Source organism: Akkermansiaceae bacterium (assembly GCA_024233115.1).
GTDB lineage: Bacteria > Verrucomicrobiota > Verrucomicrobiia > Verrucomicrobiales > Akkermansiaceae > Oceaniferula.
In genome coordinates, this window is the sequence record JACKQB010000004.1 from 319,034 (window position 1) to 344,676 (window position 25,643).

Consider the following 25,643-nt stretch of genomic DNA (forward strand, 5'->3'; position numbering starts at 1 on the left):
AACCTGATAAAGTCCCGCAAAAGCGGCGATACCTCGCCGCGCTCCAAAGAGCGCCTCGCGCGTATTGCGCGGTCAACCCATTTTAAATTATGAAACTTATCAACGGACAAGACCTCATCGACGCCGGCTGGGAACCCGGCCCGCAGATCGGTGCGATGCTTGCTAAAGTCGATGAATACCAAGCCCGTGGAATCACGGATGCCAAGTACATCATCAAGCTCCTCAAACGCGACTTCACCGCGCCGCCACCCAAGGTGGTGATGCGTGAGAAGGCCGCGCCGTTTTCCGAGGCGATCCGCCCGGAGACCAAGGAGGAAAAAGAAAACGTCGAATCCGTCCGCAAGAAAATGGACGAGCTTCTCAAAACTCCCGTGATCACGCGCGGCGCCATCATGCCGGACGCCTGCCCCGCGTCCATGGGCACGGCGGTCATCCCGGTCGGTGGTGCCATCGCGGTGGAGAATGCGATCATCCCGAGTGCCCACTCGGCTGACGTCTGCTGCTCGATGTACGCATCCTTCTACTACGCCCGTAGTGAGGTAGGCAACGAACTCGATGCGCTGACGACCTCCACCCGATTCGGACCCGGAGGACGTCACTTCGATGACCTTGTACACCACCCGGTGTTAGACGAGGACGTTTGGGACAACAAATTTCTTAACGGCCTCTACGACTGGGCAAGGATCCACATCGCCGATCAGGGCGACGGCAACCACTTCGCCTATATCGGGGAAATGGAAATCACGCACCAACTCGTGGGTAAACTCCGCCGGGCCGGTCACGATGATCTAGCCGACCGCTTTGAGCTCGAGCTTGAGGTGCGACAAGCACCACTCAAACTCCGTGTCCTCGTCACCCATCACGGATCGCGTGGACTCGGAGCGAAGGTGTTCAAGCGTGGACAGATCGCCGCCGTGAAACATAGCGCCCGTGTGGGAAACCACATCCCGCCCGCCGCCGCATGGCTTGATGCCGACTCGGAGGTCGGGCAGGAATACTGGGAGGCCCTGCAATACATCGGCCGCTGGACCCGAGCCAACCACCAGGCGATCCACGCCCGATTCCTCGAACGTATCGCCGGCGAAGCCGTCGCGGAGTTTGGCAACGAACACAACTTCGTCTGGAAACGTGGTGACACCTACCTGCACGGAAAAGGAGCAACCCCCGCCTGGAAGGATGAAAACGGCAACCCGCTGTTAGGACTGATCCCGCTCAACATGGCGGAGCCCATCCTGATGGTGCTCGGTTTGGATAACGAAGAACACCTCTCCTTCGCACCCCACGGTGCAGGGCGGAACATCTCACGCACCGCCTTGAAGAGGAAATTCCCTGACGAGGCAAGCAAACGAAACGCCATCCGCCACGCCACCAAGGATATCGACGTCCGCTGGTTCTGCGGCGACCCCGACCTGAGCGAAACCCCGGTCGCCTACAAAAACGCCGGCCACGTCACCGCGCAGATCGAGGAGTTCGGCCTCGCCGAGGTCATCGCCAAGATCCACCCCCTCGGCTGCATCATGGCCGGAGAAAAAAAGCGCGGCCCATGGCGCAAGGGAGACGAACTGACACCCAAACAAAAACGTCAGATCCAGCACCGCGCCGAACGCCGTCGCGTCAGGCAGGAGCTACATCAGGAGGAAGGCTGACCCTGGGAGGGCGGAAGGGCACTCCTGTCCCCCGCATTCCACGACCGGGCGGACAGGAAAGGCCAGTCCCATGGGGACACGGCACTAATAAACAACCGCGTCCGTTTGTGAATGCCCACCATTTCCTTGCCGAGAGCCCGACTTCATGACACAACCCAGCCCTGCCCACCGTAGTTCTCACTCCGAAAAGCCATGAACTCCACCACATCACGCCGTAAGTTTCTCAAGGCTGCCACGCTCAGCTCCGCCCTCTTCGGCACCAGCTCCCCGTTTGCGCACGCACAGGAAACCCGCAAGTCCAACGACAACCGCGGGGTGCCGAAAAAGGTGATTTTCATGGTCAGCGACGGCATGAATCACGGCGCATTGTCGCTGGCCCAGCATAGTCGCGCGCTCTTCGATCGGCGGACCACCCACTGGATGCAGCTCTATCAGGAAAAACCGGCGGTGCGCGCACTGGTCGAAACCTTTTCCGCCAACAGCATCGTAACCGACTCCGCCGCGGCGGCCAGCGCGTGGGGCGGCGGCCAACGGGTCGACAACGGCACCATCAACATCGATCCCGCATCCGGCAAGCCGATCGCGCCCCTGCAATCCCTCCTCAAAGAACGCGGTATCCCGACCGGCCTCGTATCCACCGCGACCATCACCCACGCCACACCGGCGGGCTTCGCCGCCAACACCCCGACGCGCGGCGACCAGCAGCTCATCGCCCAGCAATACCACCAGCGCGGCGTGGAGGTCCTGCTCGGCGGCGGTCGGCAGTTTTTCCCCGGGGAACTCCTCCGGAAATTCAGTAAGGACGGCTACCAGATCCTCAACAACCGCAGGGAGCTGCTGGACGCCAAAAACCCCAGGCAGCCCTTGCTCGGACTGTTTTCACCCGGCCACATCCCACTTGCCATTGACCGGGAGGCTCAGAAAAATCTGCAGGAAACTGTTCCCAGCCTGGCGGAAATGGCGCAGATCGCGGTCGGTCGACTGGACACCCTGACCTCCGGCCAGTGGTTCCTCATGGTCGAAGGCGCACGGATCGATCACTGCGGCCACGCCAACGACGCATGCGGCAGCATCCGCGAACAGCTTGCATTCGACGATGCCATCGGCGCGATGCTCGCCTACGCCGCCACCCGGGAAGACGTCCTGGTCATCATCACCACCGACCACGGCTGCGGCGGCATCCAGCTCAACGGGGTGAACGCCCGCCCGGACCAGGGCATGGCCCCCGGCATCTATACCGGCACCACCCCGGCCTTCAAAAAAATCGCCGGTTTCAACCGCTCATTCGAATGGTTGGCCAACGCCGGCTCCGGACTCAGCGGCCCCCCGCTGCGCGACTACCTGGCCAAACACACCGGCATCGCCCTCAGCAAGGACGAGCTCAAAATGGCGCAAGGTTTAAAAGGCAATGTGCTTGCGGATATCTTCGGCCGCCACCACGGCATCACCTGGACCGGAGGCAACCACACTGCGGACCTCGCGGAATTCTGCGCCTATGGCCCGGGCAGCCACCAGTTCCCCGGCTTCATGAAGAACACGGACGTCCACGGCCACCTGCTGCGCGCCCTCGCCATCGCCTGACGCCCAATCAGCTAAGAATGCTGCACCAGCGCGTGCATCAATGGATGATCCCTTGTGCCGCTCATTTGCCGGGAGGGTTTAGATTGGCCTGTATGTTGGCGGCATCCGTCAAATGCCTTATCGGCAACGGGACGCTGTCGCCCACCCATGTCCTGTTCCCCTCCGGGCCTCGTTGACTCATATGGTATCTCCATTGACCGTTACCCACCGACTCCATCCTGACTGTATAAACCGTCTCACCGCCAGGTTGGTTAAACAGACCATTCAACTGATTCACCGCCGCCAAGGCACCGGCCCGATTCTCACCCAAGTGACTTTCAAGTTTTTCATAAAACCGACTGCCTATCCTCGACAAGTCGGCCGACAAATCCGGAACAACCATGGACACCGAGCCATCCGGTTTTCGCTCCGATCTCACATGGGACGCCTGTAATTTGCGTACCGCTTGTTGCGTTGCACGCCACTCCCTCTGTACCATTCCCTTTTCGCGGTCCGTGATCTGCAGGGAAGCGAGCGCACCGCCATGGCCGGAAAAAAGATCCTGGCTCCACGACACCGTCATTTTCTCAGCGGAGAGATTTTCCAACAACGCCGCTGGAACCACGACGAGCCTTCCAGCCGCCCCGGGATGTTCCAGTCCGGACTGGTGAGCGAGGTCGTCGCCACCTGAAAAACCAGACGGGTCTCCATTTCCATGCCGGACTGCCGGACGATTCCGTTCGGCAGCTTCTTTGGGACGCTGGCTGCTGCGTGTGACGGCTGCCGAGTCATCCCACTGGGAATGAAACAGCTCGTCACCCGTCCAGCCACGCAACACATAACCGAGTACGATGGATACCAAGGCAATCACATAATATTTCCAGAGCATCGGAGAGGCTGTTAGGATTGCTATTATTCAAACACGATGTATGCACACTGCTCAGTGGTGTGGTTACGCTCATTGTCCTTGAGCAGGTCCTCATCGCAGACAATGGTCAGCTGCGTCGGGGTGATCGGGTTGGCGCCGTAAAGAGCCGCCCATGACCCGTCAGAACCATCCATACCGCTCTGGCTGACTGCGGCTGCACTCGCGCTACTGAGGCCATTCAGACTGTAGACAAATCCCGTGCTGGTATTTCCCGTGCCTTGCACGGTATCACTGCCCACCCCCGCAGTGTATGCCAGTCCGTTGATGGTTCCGTTTCCAGACTCGATTACAATATATCCCACCGTCTCAGCGGCACGTGTGTCGTTGGGATCCTCTGCCACCATCTTGCCGACATTCAGGTTACTGGAATCCGGCACTTCTGTCCGGCTGCTACCGTGGCTCCAGAACGTCGACCAGTCGGGGTCGTTGGCACTCATGACCTGACCGATAACGACCGGGCTGGTGTAACTGTTCTGGTAACTACGGGATTCCGCTGTCCATGCATTCCTGGATCCTGTAACCGTCGACGTATATTTCACCGCTTCCATTTTCACACCGTCGCTTGCCACGGTGTAAACGCCTTCTTCGACAGCAATAATGGAAACGTCACAACTGACGGCACCACTTTGTCCGTCCACCCGGTCAATTTTAACCTCGAACCCGCTTCCAGAAACGTTACGGATTCTTGTGACTACCGGGGGCACACTGCTGTTTGGATAAACTGGCGTAGCAATAATAACCGCGGAATTATAATTCCGACCAAGATCAACGTTGCTCCAACTCGAGTTTCCGACACCAGAAACCATCGTGCGCACCAATTTCGGCGAGGTGTCCGCCACGGTGGTAAAGCTACCGGTACTACCCCATACCTCACCTGCACTGTTCACGGCCCGTACGGTGTAGTAATACTGGGTGCCCTCGGTGAGACCTGATAGGTCGGTCAAGTAGTTGCCCGTTGTCAGGCCACCCTGGGAGATACTGTTCGACCACGCCCCCGCATTGGAGCCGCCGTCGCTTGTTCCATAGTAAATGGTGACAGCCGCCGCTTCACCACCATCGTCTGAAACTGAGAATCCAATGTCGGAACTCGTCTGGGTAAGGTTGCTGGCTGATCCCGTGCTGACAGCCGGTGCTATGATTTCCAGAACATCCGTCACAGTGATGTTGACCGTGGCGGTATCACTCAAGTTACCGGAGTCTGTTACCGTGACGGTCAAGGTGTAGCTATTGATTGACTCATAGTCGAGGCCGGTAGCGGTCGTGATATTGCCACTGCTATCGATGGCAAAGGCGGCACCGGTATTTCCAGCGGTGATAGCGTAATTCAGGACATCACCGGTATCGGGATCTGAGGCTGCTACTGTGGCAACCAAGCTGTCAACCACGGCATCTTCCGCAATACTCGCCGCCGTGCCCTGGGCGGTCGGAGCTTCGTTGACATCGGTCACATCAATGGTAATCGTGGCTGTATCGGTTAGTAAACCAGTATCGGTGACCTCAACCGTCAACACATACTGCTGGACCGCTTCATGGTCCAGGTTCGTGTTGATGGTGATTTCACCCGTATTGGAATCAATGGAGAACTCACCACCTCCGTTGCCAGCGGTGATGGCGTAACTCAGGACATCACCGGCATCGGGATCTGTTGCGGAAACGACACCGACTACGCTGCCCAAGGCACTGTTTTCGACAGTGAAGAAATTGCCGTCGGCAACGCTGGGCGCGCTGTTAGGCGGGATCACACTCAGCACGGTGGTACCGTTGACATCGGTCAACTGGACGTTTGTCCCCTCGACGGCGGGCTGACCGTCCACGGTGATTTTTGCGAGGTGCTCACTGCGCACATCGGCGACCGATTCGTTGGCGAAGCGGATGTCGCCGGTGGTATCGACGGCGAGATCGACCGTTGCACCATTGAGTGGATTGCCTCCACCGCGCAGTTCGAGCACGGCGTCATCTGTCAGCACCACATCGCTGTTGGCAATATATTGGAAACTGACGGCAGCACCCGCACCCAGGGTGAGGGTGGATTGGGTGGCTGCGGTGATGCTGTATCCGATCGTCCCATTGGTAGTGATCAACCCGTTGGTGAGCGTCAACGGCACGCCTTCAGGCACGATGGTGGAGTTCATGAAGGTGAAATCCACACCGTCGATGGTGACACTCAGGGCATTGAGTGCCGTGTCGGGGTTCACCGAGTTGTTAAACGGGGGCTGGGTGCCGGCGATGGTGGCATCGCTGTCCCAGTTGGCTTCATTGAAAAAGTCACCATCGACCACTCCGGTCCACACGAGGTGGCGTGGCGCCGGATTATTCCCGGCGTCGTTGGGGTCGGTGCCAGCCGCCAGCTCGGCGGAGTCGCTGAAGCCGTCGCCATCGCTGTCGGTGCTGTTAGGGTTGGTTCCGGCGGCTTCTTCCTCGGCATTGGTCAGACCGTCACCATCGGAATCAGTGGAGCCGTCTTGTGCCGCCACGCTGCCGAAGTGCAGGACCTCCCACTCGTCGCTGAGTCCGTCGCCATCCGAGTCATCGCCCGCGATATCCTGCACCGCAATGTCGACCGTCGCTTCATCGCTGGAGCCGCTTGAGTCGGTGACCAGAACCGTCAGCTGATAGGTGCTGGTGGTTTCATAGTCTAGAGAACTCGCCACGGTGACTTCACCGGTGGAGGGATCAATTGCGAAGGCTCCGCCGGTGTTGCCAGCGGTGATGGAGAAGGACAAGCTGTCATTCGCGTCTGGATCAGTTGCAGAAACCGTGGTCACCAGAGTATTCAATGGCGCATCTTCCGAAACCGAACCGCTGTTATCGACGGCAACCGGTGCCTCGTTGACGTCGGTGACATCGATGGTCAGCGTTGCGCTGTCGCTCAAGGCAGGGGTGCCGTCATCGGTCACTTCGATCGTGAGCACATACTGCGCTGTGGATTCAAAATCGAGAGCTGCCGTGGTGGTGATCTCCCCGCTGTTGGCATCGATGGCAAACAGGCCTGCGCCGTTGCCGCCGGTGATCGCGAAGCTGTGGTTGTCGCCAGTATCAGGGTCGGCAAAGATCACGCTGCCAACGACTGTGCCGGAGGGCAGGTTTTCCGCCACGTCAACGATGGCCTCTTCAGCCACAGGTGCGTTGTTAGGCGGGATGACACTCAGCACGGTGGTGCCGTTGACATCGGCCAGCTGGACGTTGGTTCCCTCGACGGCGGGCTGACCATCCACGGTGATTTTTGCGAGGTGCTCACTGCGCACATCGGCGACCGATTCGTTGGCGAAGCGGATGGTGCCGGTGGCTTCGACGGCGAGATCGATGAATGAACCATTGAGTGGGTTGCCTCCACCGCGCAGTTCGAGCACGGCGTCATCCGTCAGGACTACATCGCTGTTGGCAATATATTGGAAACTGACGGCGGCACCCGCACCCAGGGTGAGGGTGGATTGGGTGGCTGCGGTGTTGTTGTAACCGATCGTTCCACTGGTGGTGATCTGCCCGTTGGTGAGGGTCAACGGCACGCCGTCCGGCACGATGGTGGAGTTCATGTTGGCGAAATCCACGCCGTCGATGGTGACGCTCAGGGCGTTGAGTGCCGTGTCGGGGTTCACCGAGTTGTTAGACGGGGGCTGGGTGCCGGCGATGGTGTCATCGCTGTCCCAGTTGGCTTCATTGAAAAAGTCACCATCGACCACTCCGGTCCACACGAGGTGGCGTGGCGCCGGATTATTCCCGGCGTCGTTGGGGTCGGTGCCAGCCGCCAGCTCGGCGGAGTCGCTGAAGCCGTCGCCATCGCTGTCGGTGCTGTTAGGATTGGTTCCAGCGGCTTCTTCCTCGGCATTGGTCAGACCGTCACCATCGGAATCAGTGGAGCCGTCTTGTGCCGCCACGCTGCCGAAGTGAAGGACCTCCCATTCGTCGCTGAGTCCGTCGCCATCCGAGTCATCGCCCGCGATGTCCTGCACCGCAATGTCGACCGTCGCTTCATCGCTGTGTCCGCTGGAATCCGTGACCAGAACCGTCAACTGATAGGATGCGGTGGTTTCATAGTCCGGGGAGCTGGCCACGGTGATTTCGCCCGTCCAGGCATCGATCGCAAACGCGCCACTGGCGTTGCCGGCTGTGATGCTATAGGTCAACGAGTCGCCGGGGGTGGCATCGGTCGCCAGCACCGTGCCGACGGGGGTGCCGACGCTGGTATTTTCCGTCACCGCGAAGGATGCATCTGCGAGGGTTGGCTGCATGTAACTTGCGTAGAGCGCCGCCACCTGATCGCCATTGAGGCCGAAATCGTAAACCATCAATTCATCCACCGTGCCGGCGAAATACTGGTTGTTGTTTCTGTTTAGCCCGACGCAAATGCGGTTAAACAGGGCGGGGCTGGCATCGGTCAGAGTCTGGCTGAGCACGCCATTGTAATAGAGGCGGGTGTCGGTGCCGTCGCAGCTAACCAGCAGATGCACCCATTCGCCGACGGGTGACGGGCCAAACGAAGCGGTGCCGTCCGAGCTGCTGAAGCGGTAGCCGCTTGCCAGATCAATCTGGAAACTGCCGCTGACATTGGGATTGTAGTTGGAAAATACCGCAGAGTAAATGTTCTGCGTGTCCGACGCCGATTTCACCCAGACGGAAACGGTGAAGTCCTTCCAGTCGCGCTCGGTCAGTGGCATCTCCACCTTGTCGTCCACGCCGTCGAGCGCCAATCCGCCGCCCACGCGACCGTCGGCAGTCCATGTCGGGCTGCCGTAAAGCGTGCCGTCGCTGCCCTTGCCGCTGCTGTCCGAGGCCACGGTGCCGCTGCCTTCTTCCAGCTGCCATTGGATCGACTCACCAGCATAGAGCGGAGACGGACCGTTGCCGGTGTAGGATGCTAACAGATAATGCAAGTGATGTTGATCCACCGACTGCTCGGCGTCGCCCAGCGTATCTTCGGTGGCGCAGCATGAGCACTGGCTGCTATTAGAAACAGGTCGCTGCACTGCGATGGTTCCATCTTCGGTGTAGCTGTCTTTTTTCAAATTGCCGACACCGATTTGAGCCGAGGTGATGACAGGAAATGCACTGAGGTTGGCAGTCGAAGTGGAACTATTCAAGCTGCCAAAACCGCTAACCCTATCGTATCCGCCGTTGCCCACGCGCATGAGATAGTTCGGCCACTGATACAAGCCGGACTCCATCACGATGTAACCCACGGTTTCGTTGGCGCGTGTTGTGTTAGGGTCCTCACCGACATGTTTGCCGACTTTCAGATCATAGGATGACGCGTGATACCAGAAGCTCGACCAGGCGGCATCGTTCGAGCTCATCACCTGACCGAAAATCACCGGTGTGAAATAATGGTCGTAGCCGGCGTAGGCCAGTGGGCGAGTTTCGCCGGAGAAGTTACCGCTGCCATCGGTGACGGTGCTGGTGAACTTCACCGCCTCCATTTTGATGCCGTGGGTGGCTTCGTTGTAAACTCCTTCCTCAACCACGAAGAAGCGCACCAGGGTGTCGCCTAGCGCATCACTGCTGCCGTCCGCGCGAGCGAGTTTTGCCTCGAAGCTGTTCGTGCCCACATTGCGCAGTCTCACCACCATTGGCGCTGCGTCCGCGAGTGTCACAGGCTGGCCAACAATCACCGGCGAGGTGTAGGATTGTGGCAGGGTGATGGTGGACCAGTTGGAGTTGTTGATCGATTGGTCAAAGGCCACTGGTCTAGGACCGCTGCCCGAGGCAAGCACGGTGACTTGAACGGTGGTGACAAAGGAATTTCCCAAGCCATTGGTCACGGTGTAGGTGAAATCGTCCTGCCCAGTGTAACCCGGAGCCGGCGTGTAGGTGAACATGCCGTCACCGTTGTCGGTCACGCTGCCGTGTGCGGGTTGGGTGAATCCGGCAAGAACCACGGTGCCGTCGTAACTGAAATCATTCGCCGATGGGTTGTGGAAAACCAGTGGGGTGTTCTGCTCTGCCAGTAATTTTTCCGGCACACGCTCAATCGGCAGCCAAGTCGTGTAGGTAGAGAGTTCTGAATCGGCGGCAGCGGAAACCGGAATCTGCCAGGCGGCAAAGAGATCGCTCATATCATACCCAGTGCGGGTGCTGAGCTGGCGCGCCCACTCGTCGATTTTAGCCTGACTGTTAGCTAACTCAGGTGCGGCGGTCATCGCCCACACGGTGTCCTTGATCAACGACGGTCCGAACTCTGCGGCCAGCAGTTCAAAGAGCGTGCTCTTCATATGCGTCACATAGTGATCACCGCCATCGTTCCAAAAATTGCTTCCTTGAGAGGACAGGTAGTTGTTAATACGCGCCGTTGTCAGCGTCTGTTTCCACGAGTAATTCCTGGCGGACTGCTGCAACCATTTACCACCCAGATTCGGGCTGGTCTCGATGAACTTATCAAAAATGATGTTGTCGGTATCGCAGATGTGACCGTATTCATGCAGCACCAAAGCGAAGCCTGAGGTCTTGAGGTCTTGTGCATCGACAATGTTGGATCCTCTGGAATACGATTGCGGATAGGTAGCAAACCCTCCCACCGCAAAATAATCGTGATGCACGATCAACTGGCGACCCGCGTCGTAGTTATAAAACTCACGGATCTTGCCGCAGAAGTAGTTCCACTCGCTGATCACCGCTTCCGGATCATTCAGGTTACGCAGCCACAAATCCGCATCAATCACCAGCGTGGCTTCATCCGAATCAAGCACGCCGAAGGGGGTTCCCCGGTCACGGACGCCGGCCACCCATTCCGCATCGGTGGTTTCACCCAATTTGAAATACGGTGCCTGCACGGCTCCGCTGACGGTGATCGATTGGTCGCCAGTCCAGGTGACGTAGCTGGGCACGATGATTTGAATCAAGCCGCCGTGAGGGCTGGCGACCTGCACCTGGGTGGCATCAACGTCAAAGTTCAGCACCTGATCCGGCATCACCGGATAGCTGTTTGCTCCGTGATCGCTGCGGAGATGGCCGATCCGCACATCCAGATTCTTAGTGCTCAAGAGAGTGGGAAAATTGATCGTGACCAGTTCGCCGGGGGCGGCATAGAACGGAGTGTAGATCGTCTTTTCCGCATGAGCGGAAGGAGGTGAAACGAGGGCAAAAACCGCACCGCTGACCCGTGGCTCTTGCGCGTCCACCGGCAGTGCCGCACGGTGTGGGGTCATTTCGGCGGGATCCAATTTTGCCAACAGGCTGCATTCAATACCTAACAACGCACGTTCAAAGGCATCGGTCACCGGATTTGCCTCCGTCGGGGTGAGTCCATTCACCGTATTCCAAAATACATCACGCAGGCGTGCGTAGGCGATATCGTCGGGATGCAGCCAATCAATCAAATCCTGCGTCACCGCGACGGCGATGTCCTTTTCGTTCTGCGACGCGGAACCCGGATCTGCGAGCACGGCCTCAATTCCTTCGAGATCCAGCTCATCATTGGCTGCGTTGATGTTCTGGGCACCCCATACGTAATCATCCCTAACAAAAGCCATACCTGCCTCGCGCAGCACTTTGTTACTAGGGATCTCCCACTTTGGCTTGTTCCACCACTGGGTGTAACCGGATGCATAATCGCAGATGAACAGACTGCCGCCACCGCTGACAAAATTGTTCGTCGTGGTGACAGTTGCCTGGGTCGCGTTGTTGCCAAGCCAGCCGGGAATGAACACTACCGCGTTTTGCAAATTGCTTGAAAGGTTCGATGCCGTGGCCACCACCACATTGGTATACCCCTTGCTTTGCAGCCAGGTTTGCACACCCGATTCCATGGTCACGATGCTGATTGTTTTGCTCGTGGTGCCCGCCAGCCAAGTGATGCCATTGGTGTAAAATGCCGCCATCGAGGCATCACCGCCGTAGGTGTTCATCTTCAGCCACTGATGATCTGGCATCGCGATGAATTTGCCGGCGCCGAGCGAGCCGGCAGCAATCATCGGACGGGATTCATCGCTGTTAGGGTAATTGGAGACACTGAATGTGGTCGGGCCCCAGACGGACATGTGGCCGGGAGTGCCGGGGTCCACCAGCTGGGTGACATTCGCAAGCAAGGCATTGCGCGCTGCGCTGACGTCCAGTATGGCGTTGACGGAAATAGTCACCGTCGCCGTGTCCGTGCCGCCATTGCCATCGGAAAGGGTGTAAGTGAAAGTGTCGCGCCCGGCGAAACCGGAATTTGGCGTATAGCGGTAGTGGTTGGCACCGACATTGACCAAGGTGCCGTTGCTTGGCGATCCGACACCGGTGATGCTCAGGGCATCGCCGTCCGCATCCGTGTCGTTGAGATGGAGGAAGTCGAGCTCCAGCACTGCGTTTTCTTTCCAAGCGATGGTGTCGTCATGGGCAACAGGAGCCGCTGCCATCGCTGTGGATACCATGCAACCAAGGGCAAGGAGATGATGTGTGTGTTTGATGCGCTTGTGTTTCATTGTCTGGTTAGTATTTGTTAGTGTGTGTTAAAATAATCTGGGAGCCAAGATAGATTGGCGGCAGACTAGCTGAGGTGCCTGAGCCGTCTAGATTTTTGCAAAAGTCGACTGCGTCATTTAGGTGCGCAGTTTTTCCTTGTTGACTCATTATCAGTCATATACACATGACTTCATGATCGTCCCCGAACGCATACCCTTGAGTCGATTGACTGCGAACGCACTCGAAGAAGAGATTCTCAATGGACGCTGGCAGACTCGACTGCCGGGCTACCGGCAGCTCTGCAACGACCTCCGGGTGAGCCGCAAGACGCTGGTGGATGCCCTGGAAATCCTGACCCGTCGTGACTTGTTAGAACCTCCCAACGGCACCCGCCCGCGCAGGCTCAAACACACCATCACGGAGCAGCACCAGCACCACCGGCCTTCGACGGCACGCAGGGTGCTCATCTGCGTCGCGGGGGACAACAGCGCATTGGAACGCGACAGCCCGCTGTCCATGTTCGACCAGGTGTTCAGCCATTTTAACCAACGAGGGTGGAAATGCCTCCTCATTCACTCCAACGAAGCCGGGACTCGCCCAGGTACCAAGTTGAACCAACTTCACAGCGATTACCCGCACGCGCGGTGGCTGTTCGGCATGCCGAGCCTGGAGGTTTGCCGTTGGTGCGTGCGCAAGCGGATCAGGGCAGTAGCCTATGGCGGTGACATCGGCAACACGGGTTTGCCTGTTGTCGGTGCCTCACTGAGCCAAATGCTCATCATAGCCCACAAGCACCTCAGCAGCCTGGGTCACAAAAGTATCGTCGTGCTGACCATTGAGCCCCTTGCCAAAACCGTGAAAACGTATGCGGACTACCTGCACAGCCGCGGCATCCAGTTCAGAAACAGCTACCACATGCCGGATTTGTCGGGCATGACACGGGAGAAGTTCAACGCCATGCTCACCGAGCTACACCGGGTCACGCCCCCCACCGCCATGGTCATCACCTCGCACCTCCAACTGCTCGGCGTGCTTGGCTATTGTGCACAGCACAACCTGAAAATCCCCGACGATCTATCCATCATACTGGGCAACGACCTTGACTATCTCGACTGGTATTCACCCGGGCTAAGCTGCTTTCACAGGGACTCCCAATCCGAACAACAGGCACTGATCCGTTTAATCCGGAGCTATCCCGCCAAGAAGGTGAAGCCGCTCACCCTGCCACCCCACCTCACCGACAAGGGGTCGGTGTCGCGACCGCACCGGTGACGGGGAGGATGACCGTGATGGTATTCGAGGTGACAGCCAGGTTTTTCCATGCCAAGGTCTCGATGGCCGGGTTGCACCTGTCCACAATGGCCGTTTGCCACGGTATTTTCCATGGGTTCAGCCATATCTCCCCATATTTCGAAGCTCTTTTCCAAACTTACGCGCCCTAATCATTAGCGACGCTGGGGATGATTCACCCTGAAGGTGATTTTGCAACTTTGACTGATATTGTGTATAAGGGGGCATGTCACGACACTACTCCCTGAAGCCGCGCAAGTTTGCAATGGAGCTAAGAACCTCGGAATCATGCTCGGTGCATGGAGGGCAACTGGCCATTGTCGGCTTGATCCGGCAAAGCGGACTAATGGGCTGGATCAGTGATTACCCGCAGCTCGAGCACCGCAAGAACCGCAACCGGGGCTTTGATCCCGAAGTCTACATCAGCACCTTTCTCTACAACTTCTGCACAGGAGGAAGCAGCCTGGCGGATGCGGAGGCTCTCAATGAAGACAAGGCACTGCTAAGGCTGTTAGGAATAAAAAAACTGCCCGACCAGAGCGCCCTGGGCGAATGGCTCCGGGCTCTGGACCCCGCGGGCCTTGATGCCCTCAAGGCGATCAACCGCCGGTTTTGCACATGGGTGCTCAAGACGGCTCCGGCCAATACATACAGCTACGGTGGCAACGAACTCGAATGGTTTTTCGATGATACCCAGATCGAAGTCAGCGGTAAAAAATTTGAAGGTGCCGCAATCAACTACAAGGGGGATGTATCGCTTGGTTGGCAGACGTTGTGGGCCGGGCCTCTCATCCTCGAATGCGAACTCGGGGGACAGCGCGGAGTAAGCGAGTGTTTCGGCAGGTTCTGCGCTAACAGCGGTAAGCTGCGTAAAAAAGGAAAACACTATCTCTACGCCGACAGCGGCAGCAGTGACGGGGAGGATCTTGAACACGCGGCCAAACACTTCACCCGCCACAGCATCAGCTACAACAAATGGACAAGTCCCCTGGAACGCATGGCCGGAGGACTTCCCGAGGAAAGTTGGGGCGAGTCCGAACTTACCCACTGGCGTGGAGGAATCAAACATCTCGTATCCTACAGCTGGGTAAGACACCAGCCCTCGGGCTGTAGGCAAGCGCATAACTTTGCGGCCCTGCGTCACAAACGGGAAGACGACATGTTCTGGAGCTACTGCTTCGTCGAAGTTGAAGAAGGACGGGGTCACACAGCGGCCCAATCCAGGGCAGCCTTTGAACGTCACCGGCTCAAGGGTGAGTGTGAACGCCGCTTTGGCGAAGTGCTCAGTGATCTAGGGCTTCACAGGCCGCCCTGCCACAGTCTCAGCGCCAACGACGGATGGTATAGCCTCGGGGCGTTGGCCTACAACATCCTCGGGGCCCTCAAGCTGTTGGTGTTGCCTGAAAAAGACCTGGCCAAGCGTCCGCGCACGGTGATGCAGCGGCTGTTGTTATTGCCCATGGAAATCAAGCGTCATGCCCGCCAACTCAAGGCGGTGGTTTACATCTGTCATGAGAGGATGAAAGCTTGGCGGCAGATCTTTGAGGAATGGATGCCGGATCACCGGCTGATGTATCCAAAGGCCTGAAGCCGCCTTGCGCAAAAAGTTCCGGTTGAAGACCTCCCGTGCCGGGGAGGAGGAAGGACAACGCCGTCGACTGGGAGTTGGGAGCAATCCAGCCTGAGAATGAGCAGGTAAAAACGCCAGAACATCGTTGCTCCATCACCGTAAGCGATCAACGCGATGGATTTACAACCCCTCAGCATGAATATCACACAAAAATTAATCCAGCCCAATCCTCGCTAACGATCAGGGTTACGCGTTTTATTAAAAAAATATTCTTGCCCGTAGCGCGGGAATGTGGTGAATTCCGCCCCCGCACGGCACACGAGGTGTGTTCCGGCACTACAATCCAAGCACTCCGAGGAGACAATCCCATGGCATACGCAGTTTTTAAAACAGGTGGTAAACAATACCGCGTTCAAGAAGGTCAAACACTCGACGTTGAGAAAATCGACGCCGAAGTAGGCACTGAAGCAAAATTCGAAGAGGTTCTGCTTGTCAACGACGGCAGCAGCACAACCATCGGAACCCCCACCGTCTCCGGAGCTACCGTCACCGCCAAGGTGGTCGACCAATTCCGTGGCAAAAAGGGTGTTGCCTTCAAGTTCAAGCGCCGTCAGGGTTACCACAAGACCAAGGGCTTCCGCCGTCACATGACCAAGCTGGAGATCACCAGCATCGGTTAATTCAATTATTCATTTCAACTACCTAGAACAATGGCTCATAAAAAAGGACAAGGTTCCGTTAAAAACGGTCGCGATTCACGCAGCAAACGTCTCGGCGTCAAGAAATTCGGCGGTGAGGTCGTCGTCGCAGGCAACATCATCATCCGCCAGCGTGGCACCAAGTGGCACCCGGGTAACAACGTCTACATGGGCAAGGATCACACCATCCACGCCCAGGCCGATGGCAATGTTTACTTCGATAAGGAAGGACGTCGCGTCAATGTAAAGCTCGCCGAGGCCAGCTAAGGTCGATACGACCCGTACAAACATCCCGGTTTTACCAGTTTCCAAAACCCCATCGGCATGACCGGTGGGGTTTTTTGATCGCCTGGCTTCAGGCGATCAAACACACGGTCGTTTTATCAAAGTGGACCAAGCTCATTGACGGTGGTTGAGAATTGGCTAGTGTGCCAGCAGGAGATAGCCACCATGAATCCGGAAGAACAACGTCTGACCCTCAAGCTGAGAGACGGCACCCCTGTCTCGGCCCGACCACTCGGCCCCGCCGACCGGGAGGATTTGGCGGAAGGTTACCAGCAGCTTTCCATGGAATCACGCTACCAGCGGTTCTGGACGCGCACTGGCGAAGTGATCGGGGAACGTATGCTCGACCGCCTGCTCAATCCTGACCATGGCAATCATTCCATCTGGGCCGTGCTCGATGCATCGCGTGAATACCCCGGGATGGGGGCGGCCAGCTACTGGAGGTTTGCGGACGATCCCGGTAAAGCGGAATTCTCCTGCACCGTGCTCGACCGCGACCAGGGGCGGGGCGTGGGCACCCTGCTGCTCGCCATTCTCTGGCTCGAGGCCTATGCCAACGGGATTGAGGAATTTGTCGGTTACACGATGCCCGAAAACCAACAAGCCATCGGCTGGATGCTCGATACCGGAGGCGAGGGTGAATGGGACGGGTACAAGGCGATCTTCCGCTGGGATCTCACCGATACCTCCAAGCTGCCGCTGACGCTCGCTGCGGGTGACCTCGCCGAGTGGATTGCCGAGCTGACGCCCCGGTTTCTTTGATCATTGAGCCGGACAACAGGCTGCGGTTATTTAAGGTTGATTAATCATCCGCTTTGGCTAGGTTGGATTGCCTAACATGAAAATCCCGCCCCTCGTTCAATTTGCATCGGTGCTTTGGATAGGCTTCTTTGTCTCTGCACAAGCCATCGAAATCCAGGGCCACTCGGCAGCCGAAAATGATCGTTTTGCCGACGATCCGTCGTTTATCGGCGCGGCTTACGATTGGTCGGGTGTAGGACGGGCCACCACCGGCACAGCGGGAAAAGGCGGCCATTGGGCGACGATGATCAGCTCCAACGTCTTCCTCTCTGCGAACCATTATTACCCCGGTACGGAAACGAGTCTCTATTTCTATCCTGATAACGACGCCGGTAGCTCGCCTGTTGTCCGGACGATCACCGGTGGACAACGGATCGGCACGTCCGACCTGTGGATCGGTACCATCGACTCCGCCCTGCCCAACACCATAAGCTATTACAATTGGGCCAACCAGAGTCTCAATGTCGCCACCTACGCCCTGTCCATGGTTGCCGATGAAAACGCCCTCACAGCCGGGATTACATCAACGGCAACAGGTTATGGAGCCGACAAGCGCACCAGTATGGCTGTGGGGAGAAACGTCATCGATCAATTTCTCACTCTGACCGTTGCGGGCACAACGGCACCGGCGCTGAGGACGCTTGAAGAGATTTCTGGAGACACCGGTCTGGTTTCCTATGAATCACAGCTCGCGAGTGGTGATTCAGGCGGTCCACTGTTTATCGATGACGGCGGGGAGCTTCTGTTAGTTGGTATCAACTGGGCGATCGGCCAGGTCGATATCGACCTGCATCCTACCAGGGAGGACTTGCGTGACGCCTCCTACTATTCCTACGTGGGAAACTACGCCACCGAGATCCAGAATTACGTTGACGCCCATGCGGTGCCCGAGCCATCGCCTGCCCTTAGCTTTCTGACAGGGCTTGGCCTTCTTACGGCCCGTCGCCGGAGGTAAGATCGGTAGCCGGGATTACCAGACGATCCGCCGCACCCCGAGTTTCACAAACCAGCCCATGTCAGCGTCCTGGTTAAAGAGCCGCTTTCCTGATGCGGTTTCTATTTCCAGATCATTGGCAAAGGTGGCACCGCCCCAGAGTCCGAGCCAGATTTTGTCGGACAGCCTGCGCTCCACCCCTACTCCCGCCTGATAGCTGCGGAGTTTGACATCGAAGCTGCCACCGCTGTTTTCCACATTCCAGTTACCCCCGGCAGAACCAAAAGTGGCGTGGAGCAACCAGTCTTGATGGGGTTGCCAGGACGCTTTGAAACTCGGGCCAGCCCAGGTAACCTGGACGTCGTCCGAGGGCTTCCACTGGAATCCAATACCGGGATAAACCGTCGTATCAAAGGAGTTGGAAAAGAAGACCACCCCACCAAGCCAAGCGAACCCAGGTGACTTGGTGTAACGGAATCCCACCTGCCCATTGATCGAAAAGTCATCCGCATTGACCCCCTCACCATCGGTGGCCAGACCCGGTGAAAGCAGGGCCATCCATCCCCACTTGCTACCAGGCTGGCGGTAGATCCAGCGGATGTTGATACGAAAATCGTGTAGGTCCATGTTCCCCAGAAATGTGTTGGTATCGAGCTGGGTTGCCTCATAGACAACGCCCAGGTTAACCGCATTACAGCGGTTTATATGCATGGGGGCGGTGAGTGGTACATCGAGTTCCTGTCGCTGATAGGAAAACCCACCGGCCGCCGCATCGAAATCGACCTCCGTAGCCATGCTGTAGTCCAGCTGGGTCGACGGTGCCGTGGCCGGTGACCGGGACAGCAGAAAATCACCGATACTGACCCGGCCGGCATCTTGGGCCAAAGCCGGGAGGGAGGATAAAATCAGGCAAACAGACAGTGTGGCTTTCAATTTCATACCCCCTGAATAGCAGAACCCCCGACCACGTCCAACGGATAATCCCAGCGTTTCTTATGCATCCTCTGCTTGTTGCCCTAATCATTAGCGACGCTGGGGATGATTCACCCTGAAGGTGATTTTGCAACTTTGACTGATATTGTGTATAAGGGGGCATGTCACGACACTACTCCCTGAAGCCGCGCAAGTTTGCAATGGAGCTAAGAACCTCGGAATCATGCTCGGTGCATGGAGGGCAACTGGCCATTGTCGGCTTGATCCGGCAAAGCGGACTAATGGGCTGGATCAGTGATTACCCGCAGCTCGAGCACCGCAAGAACCGCAACCGGGGCTTTGATCCCGAAGTCTACATCAGCACCTTTCTCTACAACTTCTGCACAGGAGGAAGCAGCCTGGCGGATGCGGAGGCTCTCAATGAAGACAAGGCACTGCTAAGGCTGTTAGGAATAAAAAAACTGCCCGACCAGAGCGCCCTGGGCGAATGGCTCCGGGCTCTGGACCCCGCGGGCCTTGATGCCCTCAAGGCGATCAACCGCCGGTTTTGCACATGGGTGCTCAAGACGGCTCCGGCCAATACATACAGCTACGGTGGCAACGAACTCGAATGGTTTTTCGATGATACCCAGATCGAAGTCAGCGGTAAAAAATTTGAAGGTGCCGCAATCAACTACAAGGGGGATGTATCGCTTGGTTGGCAGACGTTGTGGGCCGGGCCTCTCATCCTCGAATGCGAACTCGGGGGACAGCGCGGAGTAAGCGAGTGTTTCGGCAGGTTCTGCGCTAACAGCGGTAAGCTGCGTAAAAAAGGAAAACACTATCTCTACGCCGACAGCGGCAGCAGTGACGGGGAGGATCTTGAACACGCGGCCAAACACTTCACCCGCCACAGCATCAGCTACAACAAATGGACAAGTCCCCTGGAACGCATGGCCGGAGGACTTCCCGAGGAAAGTTGGGGCGAGTCCGAACTTACCCACTGGCGTGGAGGAATCAAACATCTCGTATCCTACAGCTGGGTAAGACACCAGCCCTCGGGCTGTAGGCAAGCGCATAACTTTGCGGCCCTGCGTCACAAACGGGAAGACGACATGTTCTGGAGCTACTGCTTCGTCGAAGTTGAAGAAGGACGGGGTCACACAGCGGCCCAATCCAGGGCAGCCTTTGAACGTCACCGGCTCAAGGGTGAGTGTGAACGCCGCTTTGGCGAAGTGCTCAGTGATCTAGGGCTTCACAGGCCGCCCTGCCACAGTCTCAGCGCCAACGACGGATGGTATAGCCTCGGGGCGTTGGCCTACAACATCCTCGGGGCCCTCAAGCTGTTGGTGTTGCCTGAAAAAGACCTGGCCAAGCGTCCGCGCACGGTGATGCAGCGGCTGTTGTTATTGCCCATGGAAATCAAGCGTCATGCCCGCCAACTCAAGGCGGTGGTTTACATCTGTCATGAGAGGATGAAAGCTTGGCGGCAGATCTTTGAGGAATGGATGCCGGATCACCGGCTGATGTATCCAAAGGCCTGAAGCCGCCTTGCGCAAAAAGTTCCGGTTGAAGACCTCCCGTGCCGGGGAGGAGGAAGGACAACGCCGTCGACTGGGAGTTGGGAGCAATCCAGCCTGAGAATGAGCAGGTAAAAACGCCAGAACATCGTTGCTCCATCACCGTAAGCGATCAACGCGATGGATTTACAACCCCTCAGCATGAATATCACACAAAAATTAATCCAGCCCAATCCTCGCTAACGATCAGGGCTTGTTGCTTCAATTTGAAATCTTGCTCGACAGCTCGTAGCCACCCACCTAGTCTGATAGATACCTATGAAACCCAATCTTAAACTGCTCGCCGTGTGCCCATTTCTTCTGGGCCTCACTCCCCTCATTGCCCAGGAAGCGCCATTCGACCCCCTTGGAAAAGAAGCCGAGGCCCATCTCCCGCGCCAGGTCCGCATTCAAGTGGAGTATATCGAAATGTCGCTGGAGCAAATGACCGAGCTCATGGACGATCCCACGGTCAACACAAGCGACATCGCGCTTCGCAAACGTATCGGCGAGCTTACGAAAACCCAAAAGGCAACAATCATTGAAACCCAGATGCTCATCGCCCGCAGCGGTGAAAAAGCCACGGCGGAATCCGTCCGCGAGTTCATCTATCCCACGGAGTACGAACCCGCCGAGCTTCCCCATACTGTAAAAATCGAAAATGGTGCCGAGGATAAGATTACCAAAAAGGACCTGGCCACAGGACCCACCCCCACGGCTTTTGAAACCCGCAACCTCGGCTCCACACTCGAGGTAGAACCGGTCATTGACACGGATAACAAAGTGCTCGATGTGCGGATTTCCCCCGAACTGGTTTATCATGTGGAAAACCTGGTCTGGTCGGAGTGGAAAGACCACCATGGTGAGGCGAACATCATGATGCCGGTCTTCTACACGCTACGGGTGACCACGGCCGCCAGCGTTGTCACGGGCAAACCCTGTCTTCTTGCCGCTCTGTCGCCCAGGGATGACAAGGGGGTCACTGACACTTCACGGAAGATCCTCGTTTTCCTCAAGGCCGACATCATGTATGCGGGACGCTAACATCAACAAAGCAAACATGAAGGCGCTGCTCTCTGGAGTCTTGTTCGCACTCTGGTCCAGCCCGGTGCTTCCGGCGCAGCAGGACCCAGCCCGGATGATCCGTATCCAGACGCGATGGATCGAAATGGCCCACCCCTCGCTTTGCCAAATGCTCAGCACCCATGAGCCTAACAGAAAAACACTCTTTGTAGCCACCCAAAAACTGGTTTCACAAGAAAAAGCCAAGGTGGTCCACAGCACCATCCTTCTGGCCCGCAGTGGCGAAAAATCCACTGTCGCATCAATCCGGGAGATCATTCATCCAGCGGAATTGGAAGGCTCGGGAATAAGTGGCTCATTTACCCCAGAAGACCATCAACGCATGCAGCGGATGTCTGGTGCCATCCGACCACATCCACCGGTGTTCCAAACGCGCAACGTCGGCACCAGCCTGGAGGTAGAACCATCATGGTCGGAGGACGGCCACACCATTGATCTCAGGTTCGCGCCCGAATGGTTGCAAATGCCTGACATGGTTCACTGGGTCACACACACCGACGCATGGGGTGAAACTGACATCAAATCCCCCGTCTTTTATTCCATGGAGGTCGCCACGGCGGTTACCCTGACCAACGGCCAGTTTGAATTAATCAACACCTTCAGCCCAATGGATGCGAAGGGCAAACCCGACCCCTCACGCAAAATACTGCTTTTTGTCAAAGCGACCATCACCCCCGTCAAACCATGAAACCCCTGATGCTTTTACTCGCAGCGTGCACCTTCGCGCAGGCTGCCACACCCACCATGTGGATCAAGGATGCCCGTGGGCGCATCCCGCTGCGCATCGACACCATCGATGCCCAGGTCACCATCACCGGTGATGTTGCCGAGACCCTGCTCACCCTCCGTTTTCGCAACGAAACGAGTCGTATCCAGGAAGGTGAGTTTGTCATGCCTCTTCCAGTCGGATCCACCGTTTCCCAGTATGCCCTTGAGGTAAACGGCCAGCTTCGTAACGGGGTTTCGGTTGAAAAGGAACAGGCGCGACATGCCTATGAAACCATCAAACGCGCGATGATTGACCCCGGCATCATCGAACGTGAGGCAGGCAACACCTACCGCACCAAGGTCTTCCCGATTCCCGCCCGGGGCACCAAACTCGTCCGTATTGGATACATTGAACACTTGCACGCAGTCGACGGAAAACTTCGTTACACCCTACCCACCGACTACCCCGGGACCATCAATGCCTTTTCCTGCACGATCCGCCACCACCAGGAAATCAGCATCCAGGCCGGGGATCTTCCCTTTACTCCATCGGCCACTGGTATACACACAGCCCGATCCGCCAACAGCAAACTGCCACCGTCGATCATCGTCGGGACCACGCCGCTGGCCGGGGACACGATGACGGTGGAAAAGCATGACTCCGTTTCCTACTTCTCGCTCAACTTCGCGCCCCCTGCGGATGCCGTTGAGAAACCACGGCACAAACCGGCTCATATCAACATCATCTGGGATGCTTCCGGGTCGGCTGCACAACGCCCCGTCCAACGCGAGCTGGAGCTGCTCGGCGCTTATTTCAAACAGCTCGGCAATACCCGCGTAAGCCTGCAAATCCTGCGGAACACCCTCAAGGATGCCGGGGAGTTCAACATCGACAAGGGCAACTGGGACAAGCTGCGCAAAACCCTCGAAAACACGTTCCATGACGGCTCGACGGCTTACCACCTGATCAAGGAAAGCCAGCATGACGCCCCGCTCACGCTTGTTTTCACCGATGGCAACAATGCCGGGGATCTTTCCATCAATGACCGCCAAAGCACCATCATTTTCCATACCGCCGAAAACGCTCGCCTGCGCCTGCATACCGGAGCCGGCCAGGTTCAAGCAATCCATATCCTCCACACACCCATCGAAAAGGCACTGCACGCACTGACGCATACACGTTATATCATCACGGATATTGACTCCACCAACCTCGGCATCCTGCCTGGGTTGCGCAACGGAAGGTATCAGTTGTTAGGCACCTGCCGCGAAACTCCATCCAGTTTCAGCATAACCTTTACAAACGGCAACGGCGAAACCATCCGGCACCATCTACGCAGCCATCAGGTCAAACAGGTCAACAACTCCTCCTTGGTCAAACGACTCTGGGCACAGAGGAAGCTCAGCCAGCTCGAAACCATCCCTGACAGCAAGGAGCAGATTGTCTCCCACTGCCGCCAATACGGTCTTGTCAGCGACTTCACCTCGCTGATTGTCCTCGAACGCTTTCAGGATTACGTCCGCTTTGACATTCCGCCACCGGAGCCGGATTTGCTTGCTAAATGGGAACGGCAACGCACCACCAAACAGTCGGGTCAACCGGCCCGGGACGAACTCCTGCTTCGGCTCAAACAGCAATGGAACTTCAAACTGGCATGGCATCAGCGTGACTTCAGCTGGCTCAGCGAGGAGCTTCTTGCGGCGCACCAGCAAGCGGGCATCTGGCTCGACGCCATCAGCAAGGTTTTTGACAAAAAAGACCTCGATCCGCAAGCCTACGGCGTCATTGAAACGTGGCACCAGCAGGCGCAAAAGCTGGCCGTCAGCCAGGGGGACAACAAAAACAAGGAGGATTACCGACGCTGGCTCAATACCCAACATCAACTCATCACCCAATGGAACGAGCTGCCTAACAAACCACCCAAACTGGCACCGGGCCAGAAGCTGGCGGTCTCGGTCCGTGGACTCGTCAACAACCCGGACATTTACCGCAGTGATCAACCGCTTACCTTAAAACAATCGATCGCTCTCGCTGGCGGAAAATTCCCTCTTGGCTCGCTCCAGTACGTCAGCCTCTACCGCAACGCCCATGCCCTGACTTACAACCTGCACAGTATGCATTACAAGGATGTCCCCCTCCTGCCCGGGGACATGGTTGTGGTGGAGAGGGACCGCTCATACTACGATGCTGATTGGGATCCTTTTTCCAGCGGTGAAACCCAACCCAAACCCTCCCCCGCCCATGCCCCGGCGGTCACCCAAAGACCCCCCCGTTATGCTGACCGTGGTGGCGCGGACGATGATCCCTTCGGCGGCACCAGGCTGCCTAACAAACCAGCTGAGACAGTGATCCGGATTCAGGCGGTCACAACAACCACTGTCAACCCGGATGCCCTCAAAGGTTTTGCAGAGGAATTGAACAACGGCACCGACCCGGCCACCGCCTATCAGAAGCTCAAAGGCAAACACGTTTACCCACCTGGATTTTACATCCGGGTGGCACGCATATTGGCGCGGCACAACCAGCAGGAACTCGCCCACCAGGTGCTCACCAATATCACCGAGGGCAGTGCGCGCACACTCGCCAGCAGACGTGAGCTGGCCTACTGGCTCGGCGAACTCGGTTTCTGGAAAGCGGCACTGGTCGAGCTAACAGCCCTGCGCAACGATTATCCACAGGATGCACAAGCCAGGCTCGATCTTATCCGCTACCAGCAGCGGCAAAACCCCGCCGTCAACCCCGCGACATCTTACAACTTCAGTGTGAACCATTTTCCCAAGGATGTCGATCTGGGTTATAACACACTCGCCGTCACAGAACGCAATGCCTACGCAAAAACCCACTACGACCAGCTCAGTGAAAACCTCATCTCCGATCTGCGTTGTGTCATTTACTGCAGTGACCCGACCGTCCAATTCAATACCCGCATCATCGAACCGGGTGGCACCGAAACGAGAAAGTGGCATAACTCGCGACAAGGCGGCCGCTTATTCACCGCACCGGGCGTCCAGGAATACATGCTCAAGCGCGCCATGCCGGGCAACTATTCCATTGAGTGTGCCTCACAACACCCCACCACCGTCCAGATTGCCATTTACAGCCACTGGGGCGGGCCCAACCAAAGCTGTGAGTGGACAACCGTGCAACTCGATGGAAAAGGCTACACCAAAGCCGCCAGCTACGACTTGAGCTGGAAGGAATAGCCAGCCCATCACATTCATCCGTTAGATCGCGTGTCCTGGAGTGCGGACGGCTTGCCTCCGCTTTGGGGAGGGTCGAGGCAAGGAGAAAG

General features: G+C 57.3%; 15 protein-coding genes. 12 read left to right on the plus strand and 3 right to left on the minus strand.

What is annotated here, in order from left to right; translation table 11 throughout:
* The first annotated feature begins 89 nt into the window (after window positions 1-89).
* Window positions 90-1,646, plus strand: coding sequence for an RtcB family protein (locus tag H7A51_12385; GenBank protein ID MCP5537010.1), 1,557 nt, complete (start codon window positions 90-92; stop codon window positions 1,644-1,646).
* Between the two features lie 192 nt (window positions 1,647-1,838).
* Window positions 1,839-3,227 carry an alkaline phosphatase gene (locus tag H7A51_12390; GenBank protein MCP5537011.1) on the plus strand — a complete coding sequence of 463 codons (1,389 nt, stop codon included), beginning with the start codon at window positions 1,839-1,841 and terminating at the stop codon, window positions 3,225-3,227.
* Between the two features lie 61 nt (window positions 3,228-3,288).
* Here the strand turns inward: H7A51_12390 and H7A51_12395 are convergent, their stop codons facing one another.
* Together H7A51_12395 and H7A51_12400 are read right to left on the minus strand one after the other, a co-directional pair.
* A complete protein-coding gene (locus H7A51_12395; GenBank protein ID MCP5537012.1) occupies window positions 3,289-4,095 on the minus strand; it encodes a hypothetical protein in 807 nt (268 codons plus the stop codon).
* Window positions 4,096-4,118: 23 nt separating this feature from the next.
* Window positions 4,119-12,530 carry a cadherin domain-containing protein gene (locus H7A51_12400; GenBank protein ID MCP5537013.1) on the minus strand — a complete coding sequence of 2,804 codons (8,412 nt, stop codon included), beginning with the start codon at window positions 12,528-12,530 and terminating at the stop codon, window positions 4,119-4,121.
* Between the two features lie 172 nt (window positions 12,531-12,702).
* Between H7A51_12400 and H7A51_12405 the strand changes: the two genes are divergently transcribed.
* From H7A51_12405 to H7A51_12430, 6 genes are all read left to right on the plus strand, one after another.
* Window positions 12,703-13,782: a substrate-binding domain-containing protein gene (locus H7A51_12405; GenBank protein ID MCP5537014.1), complete on the plus strand. Its 1,080-nt coding sequence runs from the start codon at window positions 12,703-12,705 to the stop codon at window positions 13,780-13,782.
* 244 nt (window positions 13,783-14,026) lie between these two features.
* A complete protein-coding gene (locus tag H7A51_12410; GenBank protein MCP5537015.1) occupies window positions 14,027-15,388 on the plus strand; it encodes a transposase in 1,362 nt (453 codons plus the stop codon).
* A gap of 350 nt (window positions 15,389-15,738) precedes the next feature.
* Complete coding sequence (rplU, locus tag H7A51_12415) at window positions 15,739-16,050, plus strand: 50S ribosomal protein L21 (GenBank protein ID MCP5537016.1); 312 nt, start codon at window positions 15,739-15,741, stop codon at window positions 16,048-16,050.
* A 30-nt stretch (window positions 16,051-16,080) separates the two neighbouring features.
* The gene (gene rpmA, locus H7A51_12420; protein ID MCP5537017.1) at window positions 16,081-16,335 is read left to right on the plus strand and encodes a 50S ribosomal protein L27; all 255 of its coding nucleotides are present in this window, start codon (window positions 16,081-16,083) and stop codon (window positions 16,333-16,335) included.
* Window positions 16,336-16,518: 183 nt separating this feature from the next.
* Window positions 16,519-17,115, plus strand: a complete 597-nt coding sequence (locus H7A51_12425) for a GNAT family N-acetyltransferase (GenBank protein MCP5537018.1) — start codon at window positions 16,519-16,521, stop codon at window positions 17,113-17,115.
* A 76-nt stretch (window positions 17,116-17,191) separates the two neighbouring features.
* The gene (locus H7A51_12430) at window positions 17,192-18,109 is read left to right on the plus strand and encodes a PEP-CTERM sorting domain-containing protein (GenBank protein ID MCP5537019.1); all 918 of its coding nucleotides are present in this window, start codon (window positions 17,192-17,194) and stop codon (window positions 18,107-18,109) included.
* Between the two features lie 15 nt (window positions 18,110-18,124).
* Here the strand turns inward: H7A51_12430 and H7A51_12435 are convergent, their stop codons facing one another.
* Window positions 18,125-19,027, minus strand: coding sequence for a hypothetical protein (locus H7A51_12435; GenBank protein MCP5537020.1), 903 nt, complete (start codon window positions 19,025-19,027; stop codon window positions 18,125-18,127).
* A gap of 155 nt (window positions 19,028-19,182) precedes the next feature.
* On the opposite strand from H7A51_12435, the gene H7A51_12440 reads away from it, so the two are divergent.
* The 4 genes from H7A51_12440 (at window position 19,183) to H7A51_12455 (ending at window position 25,554) form a co-directional block, all read left to right on the plus strand.
* On the plus strand, window positions 19,183-20,544 hold the full coding sequence (locus tag H7A51_12440; protein MCP5537021.1) for a transposase: 1,362 nt from the start codon (window positions 19,183-19,185) through the stop codon (window positions 20,542-20,544).
* A gap of 294 nt (window positions 20,545-20,838) precedes the next feature.
* Window positions 20,839-21,603 carry a hypothetical protein gene (locus H7A51_12445; protein MCP5537022.1) on the plus strand — a complete coding sequence of 255 codons (765 nt, stop codon included), beginning with the start codon at window positions 20,839-20,841 and terminating at the stop codon, window positions 21,601-21,603.
* Window positions 21,590-22,330 carry a hypothetical protein gene (locus H7A51_12450; protein MCP5537023.1) on the plus strand — a complete coding sequence of 247 codons (741 nt, stop codon included), beginning with the start codon at window positions 21,590-21,592 and terminating at the stop codon, window positions 22,328-22,330. The genes H7A51_12445 and H7A51_12450 overlap by 14 nt, the downstream gene beginning before the upstream one ends.
* On the plus strand, window positions 22,327-25,554 hold the full coding sequence (locus H7A51_12455) for a hypothetical protein (GenBank protein MCP5537024.1): 3,228 nt from the start codon (window positions 22,327-22,329) through the stop codon (window positions 25,552-25,554). Before H7A51_12450 ends, H7A51_12455 begins: the two co-directional genes overlap by 4 nt.
* The last annotated feature ends 89 nt before the right edge of the window (window positions 25,555-25,643 follow it).

Coding starts and splice junctions, on each gene's coding strand:
- H7A51_12445 (MCP5537022.1), top strand. CDS start 20,839: ATGAAACCCAATCTTAAACTGCTCGCCGTGTGCCCATTTCTTCTGGGC.
- H7A51_12455 (MCP5537024.1), top strand. CDS start 22,327: ATGAAACCCCTGATGCTTTTACTCGCAGCGTGCACCTTCGCGCAGGCT.
- H7A51_12450 (MCP5537023.1), top strand. CDS start 21,590: ATGCGGGACGCTAACATCAACAAAGCAAACATGAAGGCGCTGCTCTCT.
- H7A51_12410 (MCP5537015.1), top strand. CDS start 14,027: ATGTCACGACACTACTCCCTGAAGCCGCGCAAGTTTGCAATGGAGCTA.
- H7A51_12425 (MCP5537018.1), top strand. CDS start 16,519: ATGAATCCGGAAGAACAACGTCTGACCCTCAAGCTGAGAGACGGCACC.
- H7A51_12400 (MCP5537013.1), bottom strand. CDS start 12,530: ATGAAACACAAGCGCATCAAACACACACATCATCTCCTTGCCCTTGGT.
- H7A51_12430 (MCP5537019.1), top strand. CDS start 17,192: ATGAAAATCCCGCCCCTCGTTCAATTTGCATCGGTGCTTTGGATAGGC.
- H7A51_12395 (MCP5537012.1), bottom strand. CDS start 4,095: ATGCTCTGGAAATATTATGTGATTGCCTTGGTATCCATCGTACTCGGT.
- rplU (MCP5537016.1), top strand. CDS start 15,739: ATGGCATACGCAGTTTTTAAAACAGGTGGTAAACAATACCGCGTTCAA.
- rpmA (MCP5537017.1), top strand. CDS start 16,081: ATGGCTCATAAAAAAGGACAAGGTTCCGTTAAAAACGGTCGCGATTCA.
- H7A51_12440 (MCP5537021.1), top strand. CDS start 19,183: ATGTCACGACACTACTCCCTGAAGCCGCGCAAGTTTGCAATGGAGCTA.
- H7A51_12385 (MCP5537010.1), top strand. CDS start 90: ATGAAACTTATCAACGGACAAGACCTCATCGACGCCGGCTGGGAACCC.
- H7A51_12390 (MCP5537011.1), top strand. CDS start 1,839: ATGAACTCCACCACATCACGCCGTAAGTTTCTCAAGGCTGCCACGCTC.
- H7A51_12405 (MCP5537014.1), top strand. CDS start 12,703: ATGATCGTCCCCGAACGCATACCCTTGAGTCGATTGACTGCGAACGCA.
- H7A51_12435 (MCP5537020.1), bottom strand. CDS start 19,027: ATGAAATTGAAAGCCACACTGTCTGTTTGCCTGATTTTATCCTCCCTC.